Raw genomic sequence first — 12,819 nt, forward strand, 5'->3', positions numbered from 1 at the left:
GCACTGGAGCACCCGGTAGAAGCCAGAAACAAGGTTTCTACCGGGTGCTTTCGCATGCCCGGACGTCTGTATGCGCCCAAATTGCATCGCAAAAGGAAACGAGTCTCTGTTGTATCGACGTTCTTTGCTTGTGCGCTAACCCGGTTTTGGGCTAGCGCGCCTAGGTGATTGTCGTCGCCGTCATCGGCGGGTCTACAATGACGAACTATTGTCTACTTCTTGAGAAAGTTCGGATTTACACCATGCCCTTTAGCTCTTTTGACAATGCGATTAGTAGCCGCGGTTACGTCACCCCTGAAATGGAGAAGGTGTGGTCCGTCCGAGAGACCATCGCCGGGTGGTACGCCGTAGAGGCGGCGTTGGCAGCGGCGCAGGGCCAGGTGGGGATGATCCCGGAATCCGCGGCGACTGCCATCGTGGACAACGCCTCGGTCAGCTCTGAGGTAGAGGAGGCTATCAGCCGGGGTGCGATGGGCAACCCCTTCACCCTAGGCCTAGATGCGCTCCGCGCGGAGCTACCCGAGGACGCCCGCGGCTGGGTTCACTTCGGGGCGACGACCCAAGACATTCTGGATACCGGGCGCGCGCTGCAGATCAAGGCGAGCCTGGATCTGATCATGCATACCCTGCGTCGCCTGATCGACGTACTCGTGGACCTGGCGCACGAGCACGCGGATACGGTGATGGTCGCGCGTACCAATGGACAGTATGCTCTGCCAACCACCTTTGGCTACCGGGTGGCTACGTGGGTCAAGGCGCTGCGCCGTTGCTACGGGCGGCTGCAGAACACTCGCGATCACGTGTTGCTCGTGCAATTTTCCGGCGCGGTGGGCACCTATGCCGCAATGGGAGAGTACGGCTCGACTGTCGCACGACTGGTCGCCCGCCGCTTAGGCCTTGAGTTCGAGGAAATCGCCTGGCACGCTCAGCGAGACACGATCACGGAGCTCGCGTGTATCGTCAGCATCTACGGCCAGACCTTGGCCAAAATCGCGGAAGACCTCTTTGAGATGCAGCGCTCCGACGCCGGCGAGGCCGAGGAGGAACTGGACCCGCACTTCTCTGGCTCAAGCACTATGCCGCAGAAGCGGAACCCGTTTACGACCATGAAAATCTCCGCCGCCGCGCGTATGGCGGCGGGCGCGGCGTCTACCATGCTGACCCAAACTCCTAGCGCGGATGAGCGCGACCACCGCTCCATCGAGGTCGAACGCGATTGTTTGCCGCGTATCTTCGCCGCCGTGGAAGGTGCCGGCCGAAAGCTCGAGAAGCTACTCGGCAACCTCTCCTTCGATGCGGATGCCCTACGCGCCAACGTCGAAGCCGAGGGCGTGTTAACCATGACCGAAGCCATCATGATGGAGTTCGCCAAGGTCATTGGCCACGGAGCGGCCCACGACCTAGTCCAGGACTTTGCTACCCAGTACCGGGACACGGGGATTAGCCTGGAAAACTTTATCGCTGGCCGCCCCGAGGTCGCCGACCAGCTGAAGTTTGTGGACCTGACGCAGATCCAACGGCCGGAGAACTATACGGGCCTAGCAAGCGAAATCGCCCGCGCCATTTAGTAGCACGGGCGATAAAGCGGTAGGGGATTTACCTACGGCGGAGCAGAAGGGCTGCCAGGATGATGAGCAGGAGGATGCCGCCGCCGACGGCGATCCACATCAGGTTGATGCCGCCTTCGTCGGATTCGGATTCCTGAGCCTGCTGGTCGGTGTCAGCGTTTTCGGGCTCCTCGGCCTCAGCAGTCTCGGTCTCTTCCTCTTCGGCACTCGGCGGGGTGTCGGACGGCGGCGGGCCGTCGGCGTTGACCATGCGCCATTCGGGGCCCTCGACAGGTTCGCCCTCGACGTCGAAGGCGATCTTGTAGGGCTGGTCGATACCGGAAGTCCATCTGCCATCCCCGTAGTCCATGGCGATTCCCACGTAGTAATCGCCCGCCAGGGACAACGTGCCACCCATCGTGTTCTCTCCGCGGTTGCTGTAGAGGACCGGCTTGTCAATCGTCATGGTAGCGGACTCGGATCCCTCGTTCACAGGTAGCCGGAGCTCGAAGTCTCGGGCTTTGTGGAGGTGGGGTGAGTAGATGGCACCCGTGATGTGGTCTTGCTTCTCGCGCTCGGATTTACCAGTGCGGATGGTCACCACGGGGCGCTGACCCCAGTCGATCGGGAGCTTGTAGAAGCGGTACTCGCCGGGGACGATCGTGTCGGAGTAGGCGCCGGGTTTGACCTCGGTGGCGTCGGCGAATCCAGTGCCGCCGGTGACCGGCGTGGTGTCGTCCAAGGGGAGGTCCTCCTGGCTCTTCTGGCCACCGCTAGAGTCACCTTCAGGGAGACTTTCCGCAGGCTTTTCGTCGGGGACGGGCTCGAAAGCGACCTGAACCTCGACGGACGCATCACGGTCGACCCTGCTGTCGCTGTAAAACATGTCGTAGCCGAGGTACCACTGTGCCGTGTCGCAGTCGTCGCCCTGGGGTTCTTCGATCGCTGCGACTAGGGGGTTCAGCGGATCCCATGGGCCGAGGTTAGATTCTCCTTCCGCCACTCCCCCTCGTTTTCCGGGGCAGTTCTTACCGTTGGAAGTGTTGCCTAGTTCATCTAGGTTGTAATTGAGCTTATCCCCAAAACCGGTGTTGCTGCCGCCATCACCGCTGGTGTTGCGGTCGGGGAAGGCTGTCAGCGTGACGTAGGCGGTGTGGCCTTCGGGGACGGCGACGCGGATGTAGTGAAGACCCTGGTCCTTTTTTGAATTCGGAGTCACTCGGGTGTGGTAGCGACCTTCGCCCAGCCATTTGGCGTCTTCGACGGTGTCGGCGAATTCGAACTCGGTGCCGGCGGCTTTGTAGGTGTTCACAGCGCGCTGGGCGAGGAACTTCAGGTCCTCGGCGAGTTTGTCGGCGTCGTCGGCCTGGCGGTACTCGCCGCCGGTGGCCTGGGAGATGCATTCCAGTTCTTCGCGGGCTTCGTCGTCGACTTTGAAGCCTACGGTGTGGATGGCAAGGCCCACGCCGTCTTTGGCGAGTTCCTCAGCGACCGTGCATACCTCCGGTGGCGCGCAGGTATCGATGCCGTCGGAGACCAAGATGATGGAGCGGTCTCCTTCGTCGGGCAGCTCGTCGGCGGCGTGGCGCAGGGCGTTGCCCATCGGGGTGTAGCCGGTGGGGGTGAGCCCGTCGATGCCGTCGTTGAACTTGTCCCGGTCGAGTTCGGCCACAGGGGCCAGGGTCTCAATGTCCTGACAACCGGCCTCGTGGTTTTCGGGAGCGTCGGTTTCGTTGGCGCCGTAGGCGACTAGACCCATCGTGGCGGTATCCGGTAGCTCGTCGACGAGGGTGTGGGCGGCCTTTTTGGCCGAATCCATTCGGGTGCCGTCGCCGTCGGGTTGGAGCATGGAGCTGGAGGCGTCCATGATGAGCACCGAGGAGGCTTGAGCGTCGCCTTTGGCGTCGTCTTGTGCGGTGGCAGTCGGTGCCCAGATGCCGGTGAAGGCTGCCACCAGAGCGAGGACCGCGACCAGGGCGGTGACTCGCTGTGGTTGTTGTCCTGTTCGTGTCATGGTGTGCCTCTTTTTAATTTCATTAGTGAGATGGGGCACATTAAACATATATTGACCAGACAACTGTCGCTACTTAAAGCCGGTTACGGCTTTGTAACAATGCTTAGATACGCAAAACCGCCCGCGCCAACGGGTGGTGCGGGCGGTTGCTGAGCCGGGGTTAAGAGAGCCCTGGAGGCTAGAGGACCAGCAGGTCGAACTTGGTGGCCTTGACGTCGCTCAGGCGCTTGCGGGCGCGCTCGAGGCGCTGCCACTGGTCCTGGGGGATGGACTTGCGGGCGATGTCGACGACCTCCTGGTCCGGGGTGCCCCAGGCGATGGGCATCGGGGAGATCTGCTGCCAGTGGTTCTTGTCCGAGTTGGTGTGGTGCCCGCCAATCGCGGCGACGGGGACCTTGGTGCCGACCTTGCGGTCCACGCCCGGGATGGAATTTACCCGGCGCAGCGCGGCGCCCCAGCGGGGCTCGGCTTCCGGATCGACGTTGGTGTTGACCAGGGCCAGCAGGTACATCTCTCGGTCGGTGACCTCAGCGATGACACCGGGGGCGAGCGGGTAGGAGTCGTAGAGCTGCTGGGCGGTGCCCACCTTGCGGGAGGAAAGCACGCCGACCACGGCGCACATGATGCCGAACAGGATGATGCCCAGCCCGACGGTAAAGCCCCATGCGGACTCGACGAAGTACCACAGCGCCGCGCCGATTATCACCAAGAGCACGCCCATGATGAGCCCGGACATCAGCAGCCGCTTGGAGTCCCGGAGCAGTTCGTTGTGCTTTTTCGCGAAGGCCTCATCGACCTCAAATTTAAAGATCTTCATCGCTACCCAAGTCTACTGCGTCGACCAAGCGGTAAGCATATCCCTGCTCCGCGAGGAATCGCTGCCGGTGAAGAGCGAACTCGGCGTCCACGCTGTCGCGAGTGACCACGGTGTAGAACTCGGCCTCGTTGTCGTCGGCTTTGGGGCGCAGCAGGCGGCCCAAGCGCTGGGCTTCTTCCTGACGCGAGCCGAAGGTGCCGGAGACCTGGATGGCCAGGGCGGCCTCCGGGAGATCGATGCTGAAGTTTGCCACCTTCGAGACCACCAGGGTGGTGGTCTCACCGGTGCGGAAAGAGCGGAAGGCCTCCTCGCGCTTGGCGGTCGAGGTCCGGCCGTCAATAACGGGCGCGCCGAGGCGCTCACCGATGGTCTTGAGCTGGTCGATAAAGCCTCCGATAATGAGCGTTGGAACACCCGGGTGGGCAGCCACGAGCTGGTCGACCACGCGGTATTTCGCCTCCGCGCTGGCTGCTAACCGGTAGCGGTCCTGTGTCGGCGCGGTCGCGTACGTCATGCGCTCCTCAGGAGTCATCTCCACGCGGACCTCGGTGCACTCGGCGGTGGCGATATATCCGGCGTTTTCCAGGTCCTTCCACGGGGCGTCGTAACGCTTGGGTCCGATAAGCGAGAAGACGTCACCCTCCAGGCCGTCCTCGCGGATGAGGGTGGCGGTAAGGCCTAGACGGCGCCGCGACTGCAGGTCGGAGGTCATGCGGAAGACCGGGGCGGGTAAAAGGTGGACCTCGTCGTAGATGATTAGGCCCCAGTCGCGGGAGTCGAACAAGTCCAGCGCGGCGTATTCCCCGCGGGTCTTGCGCGTGACCACCTGGTAAGTCGCGATGGTTACCGGCTTGATCTCTTTCTTCTCGCCGGAGTACTCGCCGATCTCCGAGGCGGTCAGGCTCGTGCGGCGCAGCAGCTCATCGCGCCACTGGCGTCCGGCCACCGTGTTGGTCACCAGGATCAGGGTGGTGGCTTGGGCGCGGGCCATCGCGGCGGCGCCGACCAGGGTCTTGCCCGCGCCGCAGGGCAGCACCACCACGCCGGAGCCGCCCTCCCAGAAGGAATCCGTGGCCTGGCGCTGGTACTCGCGCAGCTGCCAGCCGTCTTCGGTCAGGGCAATCGGGTGGGACTCGCCGTCGACGTAGCCGGCGGTATCGCTGGCCGGCCAGCCGACCTGCAGCAGCGCCTGCTTCAGGCGGCCACGGTGGGACGGCGGCACCGCGAAAGTGTTTTCGTCGATCCGGGCGCCCAGGAGCGGGGCGATCTTCTTGTGGCGCTCTAGCTCCGCGAAGATGGCCGGCTCCGCCGAGGTGAGGATGAGGCCGTGGGCTGGGTGCTTGTCAATGCTGACGCGGCCGTAGCGCGACATCGTCTCCGCGACGTCGACGAGCAGCGCTTGCGGGACGGGGAAGCGGGAGTAGCTCTCCAGCACGTCCACGACCTGCTCGGCGTCGTGGCCGGCGGCGCGGGCGTTCCACAGCGCCAGGGGCGTGATGCGGTAGGTGTGGATATGCTCCGGCGCGCGCTCGAGTTCTGCGAATGGGGCAAGCGCCCGGCGGGCGCTATCGGCCTCCGGGTGATCGACCTCCAGCAGGACGGTCTTGTCGGATTGGACGATGAGCGGGCCGGGCATGGGGCGGTGGTTCTCCTCGAAAACGGTCGGGACAACCCAGCGCGGCTTAACTCTTGAGGGCAGCGCGCCAGGTCATTTTCTTTCCGTTATTGAGGATAGCGCCGCGGTAGATGCGGGCAACCAACCAGATGACCGCGGCGGTGGTTGCTGCGAAAAGCAGGTAGGACAGCGCCAGCTGGGCGGCGCCGAAGTTGCCCACCGCGTACTGCATCGGGGCAGTCAGCATGGAAAACGGCGGCAGCCAGCCGGCCACCTGCATGAGCGTGGAGTCCAGGTTGTTCCAGCCGAAGGCGGGGACATAGGCGGTGAGGATGAGCAGGATGAGGATCGGCGTCTGCGTGGACTGGAGGTCCTCGGTGCGCTGGATGAGGGAGCCGGCCGCGGCGTAGAGGCTGCCGAAGAAGAGCAGGCCCAGCAGGCAGCCGACCAGCATGACGCCGAAGAGGCCCCAGTCGAGCGAGAAGCGGTCCGAGAACTCGGTAAACGCCAGAGCGGCGGCGCCGGCACCGACGAGCACCAGGGTGGTCACGAAGCCGAAGATGGTAACCCCCAGGATCTTGCCGGCCAGGAAGTCCAGCGGGCGGACGGAGGAGAGGATGATCTCCACCACGCGGGAGGACTTCTCCTCGGTCACGCGTCCGCCGACCAGGCTGGCGAAGGTGATGACCGAGAAGATGATGATCATCGCTGCGGCCAGCACGGTCAGCACGGAGACGATGTCGTCCTCGCTGCTGGCCGTGCCGTCGGCCTCGTCCACGCTGACGAGGTTGACCGTGGTCTCCGGCAAGGCTTGGGCGTAGTCGGCGGGGCTAACCCCGAGCTCTTGCAAGGCGGTCTGGCTGGAATACGCCTCGACGACCTGGTTGATGGTCGCGGTCATGGTCTGGCTGGGATTCCCGTCCTGACTGATGAGGTCCCAGCCCTTTTCGCCGGGGGCCAGGGCGGCCTCGGCGTCGTCGTTGCGGACCAGCTCGGCGGCCTGGTCGGCATCGTCAGCCGCCCGGGCGTTCAGCCCGCTGTTGTCGAAGGCCTCGGTGGGCATCTCGACGACGGCGACGGTATCTGGCTCGTCATCGGAGCCTAAGAAGAAGTTGGCGGCGGTGATGCCGCCGATGGTTACTAGCAGCAAGAGGGCGACGGTGATTTGGACGGCGCGGGTTTTGGCCGTGATGGCCATCTCGCGCTTGGCCACGGTCCAGATGGTGGCGGGGGAAGAATAGCGCATGAGTTTAGGCCTCCTGGTTGGTCGAAGAGACGACGTCGCGGAACAGTTCGGTCAGGTCAGGGACCACGCGGCCGAAGGCGTGGACGGGCCCGGCCTGGAGGGCGGCGCGGAGGATGGTCTGGTCGTCCACGCCCTCCGCGGTGAGCACCACGTGTTCGGGGCCTTCCTCGACGACCTCGCAGCCGGGCGGGTACCAGCCGCGGGCCTCCGTGGCCACGCGGTAGCGCACCGGGCCGGAGTTTCGCAGCTCTTCGACGCCGCCTTCAGCGACGAGCCGGCCGTGGGAGAGGATCCCTACGCGGTCGCACAGGCGCTGGACCAGGTCCAGCTGGTGGGAGGAGAAGAGCACGGCCGCGCCGGAGCGGGCGCGCTCGACGAGCATCTCACTCATGACCTCCACGGCCACCGGGTCCAGCCCGGAGAAGGGCTCGTCCAGGATGAGCACGTCCGGGGAGTGGATAAGCGAGGCGGCCAGCTGCACGCGCTGCTGGTTGCCCAGCGACAGATCGTCCAGCTTGTCGTCCTTGCGCTCGCCCAGGCCGAGGCGCTCGAGCAGCTCGCTGGCCTTGGCCTTTCCTTCCGCGGTCGGGATGCCGTGGAGGGGGGCGAAGAAGGTCAGCTGGCTTATCAGCGACTCCTTGCCGTAGAGGCCGCGCTCTTCCGGCATGTAGCCGATCCGGCGGCGGTTGCTGTCATCCAGCGGCTCGCCGTCCAGGCGGACCTGGCCGGAGTCGGTGGACAGCACGCCCAGCGCGATGCGCATGGTGGTGGACTTGCCGGCGCCGTTGGAGCCGACGAAGCCATAAATCTCACCCGCGTCGACGTTGAGCGAAAGATCGTGGAGGACACGGTGGTCACCGTAGGACTTGTTGAGTTGGTCTATTTCCAGTCGTGGCACAAGAGGGCCTTCCGGGTCGGGTCGATGTTCGTAGTAAAATATTGCATAAACACAACATTGCGTCAAGGGCACTTGCAATATTACCGCCGGAGTAGCTTCGCTGCGTGCCGCGCGGAAGGGCCGGGTCGGCCCGATTAGTCCAGGGCGAGCGAGGTAATCCGGGACAGCGGGATGCGCACGGTCCGCACCTGGGCGCGGGCGTCGACCTGCCCGCCGGAGACCGTCAGCGGCGTGGCCCGCAAGGATTTCTGCGCCCCGGTCTTGGTGGCATAACCGATGACCACCGCCCGTCCGGAGCGCACGGCCGCCTGCAGCAGATCCAGGTCGGGGCCGGTTGCCGCCGTCGGCTCGTCGGGGCGGCCGGCGCGGACGGCGTCGACCGCGGCGTTTAGGGCAGCCGGGGATAGCTGGCTCGCCGAAGGGTGGAAGGCCTTGGGCGGGGGCACGGTCGCCCGCAGCGGGGCGACCTGCACCGTGGCGCCGGCGGCGTCCTCGGCGGCAGGGCTCAGGCCGGCGCGGTGGAGCTTGTCCAGCAACGTGCGCAGCGGCAGCTGGGATACGGCCACGGTGGGGGCGAGCAGGCGCAGCTCCGGCACGGCGCTGACGGCCTGAGCAAGCACCGCCGGGTCGTCGCTGCGCAGGTACGCGTTGGCCGGGCCGGCGCGCAGGGCGCCGTGGCGCCGGGCGCTATCTCGTACCAGGTAGCTCACCGGCTGCGGGACCTCGTTCGCGGAGTGCTCGGAAAAGAAATCCTGGAAGTCAGCGGCCGACCAGCCGGCATCGAAGCCGCGACGCAGCGACTCCTCGCTGAGCCGGTAGGTGCTGGCCAGGCCGGGTGATTCGAGATCGGCAATCAGGGACAGCTTCGCCTGGACGGGGCTGGTCAGCGGGCCCGGGGCGATGACGCTGAGATCACCCTGCAGGAGGAAATAGGAAATCTCCTCCGGCGCGAGATCGGTCGCGTTGCCGGTCAGCGCGGTGGTGGCGCGCCCGCGGGCGATAAGCCCCAGCCACTGCGCCTCCGCGGCGAGGGCGTTGATGGTCTCCTCGCCGGTAAGAAGCGCGAAAAGCGGCGAGGAAAAGCGCAGCTCGGCGTAAAATTCCTCTGCGCTGAGTGCACGGGCGCGGTGCCGGTAGACCTCCAGGACGCGCTGCCGGTAGTCGGGCAGGTGCGCGTCGACGGCCTCCTTGTCCAAGGGCCGCTCAGCCGACCACGACTGCCACGGGCTGGCCATCCACGCCTCGATGAGCGCCTGCCAGCGCTCGCCCAGGGCCAGATCCTGCCAGTCCGTCGCGGCCGCGGTGGGGGCCAGGAAGTTGCCCTCGTAGCCGGTGGGTTCGCCGCGGCCGAGCAGGCCGGCGCTATAGCCCAGGTGGATCAGCCGGGTGATGCCCGGCTCCGGCAGGCCCAGCGCCTTGGCCAGCTGTTTCACGCTCGCCTTGCCCACGGACTTGTCCTTGAGCAGGCTGACAGGGCTGCGGCCCAGGTGCTCGATGAGGCGCTCGAGCTCGCGGGCGACGTCGAGTCCGCTGGCAGCCCCGGCGGCATCGGCGGCCGGATCCGGGTGTGGTTCCTCGGGCGGGGCGATCGGCTCGAGCGGGATGACTGGGTGCGCGCGCCCGTGGACGGCCCCCAGGACCGCCCGCGGCAGGCGCAGCGTGCCCGGCTCGGGGCGCAGGACGAACCCGCGCTCTTCGAGGTTGGCCACGGGCTCTTTCGCGAACGTGCTGGCCGCGCTGGCGCCGCCGGCGTGGGCAATCCCCTGAACTACCTCGAGCTGCTCTTCCGGCAGCTGCGCCAGGTCCGCGGGGGTAACTTCCACCTGGTTGAGCAGCGACCAGCCAGTCGGCAGCGCCGGCATCACCTCGGCCGGCAGCATCACCTTGTCCGGGCCGGTGCGATACAGCAGGGCGCGCTCGCACAGCGCGTCGGTGATGGGAGTCGCCGCGACCTCGCCGGCGCCGACCTCTTCTAGCTCCGCTCCGAGGTTGGCCGCGCGTTCCAGCGCAGCTAGCAGGTCAGCCGAGCAGTTGCCCAGCGCGCGGGCGATGGAGGTCCGCAGCAGCAAACGGGTGGCTAGTGGCGCCGGCCCCGGCGGGGGAGGGACCGCGGCGTCGGGGCGGTGCCCGAACAAAGTAGTGAGCTGATCCGAGTCCAAATTAGCGAGGAAATCCCGGTACTGCGCGGTGCGGCTGGGGCCAGAAGGGGTGATACTCATCGTAGAAGACAAGTTTAGTGCCATTTGAGTTACTTTTTTCGCGCGGGTTTGGCACAATAAGGAGTATGTCGAATGTAGAGAAGAAGGGCTTTGTTTCTCCGGCTTGGCCGCAGAACATGGAAGGCCGCGAACACGCCATTACCGAAGTTACCGCTCCGTTTGCGGGTGCCTCCAGCCCGTACGGTGACGACACCGTCCTGCCGCTGCCGGCAGACAAGCTGAACTACGTGCACCCCTACACGCGCATCAACAAGTAGTTCACCCGCAGCAATGCCCGGTCTGGTGACCGGGCATTTTTCTATGCCTTAGCCACCCCTGCGCCGGCGGCGCGGGGTTCATCCGGGCACGTGGCTCCAGGTGCTGCAGGAGAGATGCCAAAAGGCGCCACCCGGGGTGGGTGGCGCCTTTTCTTTTACCTGTTGGAGATGACTCCGGCCGGGGCGGGGCCGGCGTGGACCTTTCTTAGAGGTTCAGGATGGAGTCGATCTGGCCGCGGTTAGCGGTGTAGAAAGCGTTGAAGTCGTGGCGGTTGGCCTCGTAGAACTGCTGGATCGGGGCCGGGACCTGGATGCCGTAGGTGGCCAGCTTGGACTTCACGGCGTTGTAGAGGGCGTCGACGGCGAGCTCGCTGGAGCCAGCGTTAGCGGCCTCCTTGACGGCGGCCGGGGCGTTAGCCGGAGCGGCCGGAGCCGGGGCGGCGTTCGGGTGAGCGCGGTCGGTCGGGGCGGAGTTCAGGCCCAGGCTAGCGGAGCAGGCCGGCCATGCGCCCCAGCCCTGGTTAGCCAGGACCTTTTCGGCGACGAAGATCTGCTGCTCACGGGTAGCACCATCGGCGGTCGGGGCGAACTCGTTGCCGCCGTAGGCCTGCCAGGTGCCAGCGTTGAACTGCAGGCCGCCGTAGTAGCCGTTGCCGGTGTTGATGTTCCAGTTGCCGCCGGCCTCACACTGAGCCAGGCGGTCCCAGTCGGAGTCCGGAGCGGCCGAGGCGGTCGGTGCCAAAATGGCAGCGGCGGCACCGACAGCGACGGTGCTAGCGGCGAACTTGGTGGCTACGGAAGTAGTCTTTGCCGAGTGGCGTCCCATTGTTGAAGGTCCTCTCTATTTCCCCGGTCGGTTACAATTCTTTTGCACGTAAAAATTTGGCCGCCAGCGCGGGAAGGTGGTTAGTCGGGGATGTCTTCGACCAACGCGGCGGCCAAGTGCCTAGACGACAGAGTATCGGTTTATAACGAAAGTGTCACGTTCTCGACACTTTTCGACACACATCGACGGGCCCCGAGTGGCGCGTGTGAAAACCTTAAAGCGAAAACCGCAGGTGAGACGATCAGCTCCCAGGGAAAATTTATCCATGTGAGATGGATCACCGCGGTGTTATTGTGGACCGATTATTGACTTCATTTTTGGGGCCGCCAGGGGTTAGAATGGTGAGTTCCATTATGAGAAGAAGAAAGTGGTGAACCAACGTGCCCATCGGTAAGGTCAGGTGGTTTGACGCGGAGAAGGGCTTCGGCTTTGCCTCCAACCCGGGGGATGAGGACGTCTACATCGGCCGCAACGTGCTGCCCAAGGGCGTGACCGAGCTGCACCCTGGCCAGCGTATTGAATTCGATTTCGCGGCCGGCCGCCGCGGCCCGCAGGCGCTGCGCGTGAAGGTGCTGGATAGTCCGCGCCGCCGCAGCCCCGGCCGCAAGCCGGAAGAGCTCGGCAGCATGATCTCGGACGTAATGACCGTGCTGGAGACACAAGTACAGCCGGCCTTAAGCGCCGGGCGTTACCCGGAGCGCAAGACCGGCCGGCAGGTCGCAGAGATCCTGCGTGCCATCGCCAAGGACCTGGACAGCTAGATCCGCGCTGGACGATAAGTCCAGCGCCTGGGCAGCTAGTTGTTCTGCTCCTGCGCGGCGCGCTCGGCCTCGGACATCGTCGATAGCGACCAGACCGTGGTGTAGGGGGTTTCCTCCCCGTTGGCGTCCGTGCCAATCATGATGGAGGAGACTTCTACCACCATCAGCTTCGGGCGTTCCTGTTTGTCCCCGGACGTGGATTCCTCAATCGGATCCACGGAACCGGGGATTTCTACTGTCTCGGTGTCGTAGGCGCCGTGGGTGGTCTCGTCGTTGGCGGCCGGGTCGTCGTAGATGCTCAGCACCCGCCACTCGTGGTTATGGATGGCCTCCGGGATATCCAACACCAGCTTGTCGTCCGGTCCGACCTCCAGGTTGGGGACGTCCTTTTCCTCGCACTCGGTCCCCGGCTCGCAGGACATATACGGGTGGACCTCGAGCTCCTTGTCGCCGACGTGAGCGGTAACCGCTACCTCTTCCGGCTCCGGGCCCGGGCGGCTGTTCCACCAATTCTGGAACAGCACCACCGCCACCACGATGACGATGACGGCGATGATCAGCGCCAAGACCTGGATCAGTTGCTTGCGTTTTGCCTCTTTGCGGGTGGCCATGGGCATAG

General features: G+C 65.1%; 11 protein-coding genes. 3 read left to right on the forward strand and 8 right to left on the reverse strand.

What is annotated here, in order from left to right; genetic code table 11:
• The first annotated feature begins 242 nt into the window (after nucleotides 1-242).
• Nucleotides 243-1,568, forward strand: a complete 1,326-nt coding sequence (locus VVR85_RS02690; protein WP_368519435.1) for a lyase family protein — start codon at nucleotides 243-245, stop codon at nucleotides 1,566-1,568.
• A 28-nt stretch (nucleotides 1,569-1,596) separates the two neighbouring features.
• On the opposite strand, the gene VVR85_RS02695 is transcribed toward VVR85_RS02690, so the two are convergent.
• From VVR85_RS02695 to VVR85_RS02720, 6 genes are all read right to left on the reverse strand, one after another.
• Nucleotides 1,597-3,561, reverse strand: a complete 1,965-nt coding sequence (locus tag VVR85_RS02695) for a VWA domain-containing protein (RefSeq protein WP_368519436.1) — start codon at nucleotides 3,559-3,561, stop codon at nucleotides 1,597-1,599.
• Nucleotides 3,562-3,739: 178 nt separating this feature from the next.
• Complete coding sequence (locus tag VVR85_RS02700) at nucleotides 3,740-4,378, reverse strand: DUF3239 domain-containing protein (RefSeq protein ID WP_368519437.1); 639 nt, start codon at nucleotides 4,376-4,378, stop codon at nucleotides 3,740-3,742.
• Nucleotides 4,365-6,014, reverse strand: a complete 1,650-nt coding sequence (locus VVR85_RS02705; RefSeq protein WP_368519438.1) for a DNA repair helicase XPB — start codon at nucleotides 6,012-6,014, stop codon at nucleotides 4,365-4,367. Before VVR85_RS02705 ends, VVR85_RS02700 begins: the two co-directional genes overlap by 14 nt.
• Before the next feature lie 46 nt (nucleotides 6,015-6,060).
• Nucleotides 6,061-7,239: an ABC transporter permease gene (locus VVR85_RS02710; protein ID WP_368519439.1), complete on the reverse strand. Its 1,179-nt coding sequence runs from the start codon at nucleotides 7,237-7,239 to the stop codon at nucleotides 6,061-6,063.
• Nucleotides 7,240-7,243: 4 nt separating this feature from the next.
• A complete protein-coding gene (locus VVR85_RS02715; RefSeq protein WP_368519440.1) occupies nucleotides 7,244-8,137 on the reverse strand; it encodes an ABC transporter ATP-binding protein in 894 nt (297 codons plus the stop codon).
• Between the two features lie 134 nt (nucleotides 8,138-8,271).
• The gene (locus tag VVR85_RS02720; protein WP_368519441.1) at nucleotides 8,272-10,356 is read right to left on the reverse strand and encodes a helicase-associated domain-containing protein; all 2,085 of its coding nucleotides are present in this window, start codon (nucleotides 10,354-10,356) and stop codon (nucleotides 8,272-8,274) included.
• A gap of 65 nt (nucleotides 10,357-10,421) precedes the next feature.
• On the opposite strand from VVR85_RS02720, the gene VVR85_RS02725 reads away from it, so the two are divergent.
• Nucleotides 10,422-10,613, forward strand: a complete 192-nt coding sequence (locus VVR85_RS02725; protein WP_070769344.1) for a hypothetical protein — start codon at nucleotides 10,422-10,424, stop codon at nucleotides 10,611-10,613.
• A 205-nt stretch (nucleotides 10,614-10,818) separates the two neighbouring features.
• Here the strand turns inward: VVR85_RS02725 and VVR85_RS02730 are convergent, their stop codons facing one another.
• A complete protein-coding gene (locus VVR85_RS02730) occupies nucleotides 10,819-11,439 on the reverse strand; it encodes a resuscitation-promoting factor Rpf1 domain-containing protein (protein WP_368519442.1) in 621 nt (206 codons plus the stop codon).
• Nucleotides 11,440-11,819: 380 nt separating this feature from the next.
• Between VVR85_RS02730 and VVR85_RS02735 the strand changes: the two genes are divergently transcribed.
• Nucleotides 11,820-12,200 carry a cold-shock protein gene (locus VVR85_RS02735; protein WP_368519443.1) on the forward strand — a complete coding sequence of 127 codons (381 nt, stop codon included), beginning with the start codon at nucleotides 11,820-11,822 and terminating at the stop codon, nucleotides 12,198-12,200.
• Between the two features lie 35 nt (nucleotides 12,201-12,235).
• On the opposite strand, the gene VVR85_RS02740 is transcribed toward VVR85_RS02735, so the two are convergent.
• Nucleotides 12,236-12,811: a DUF2771 domain-containing protein gene (locus VVR85_RS02740; RefSeq protein ID WP_368519444.1), complete on the reverse strand. Its 576-nt coding sequence runs from the start codon at nucleotides 12,809-12,811 to the stop codon at nucleotides 12,236-12,238.
• Nucleotides 12,812-12,819 lie beyond the last annotated feature (8 nt).

The sequence above is a fragment of the Corynebacterium sp. LK2590 genome (assembly GCF_040946105.1).
Lineage (GTDB): Bacteria > Actinomycetota > Actinomycetes > Mycobacteriales > Mycobacteriaceae > Corynebacterium.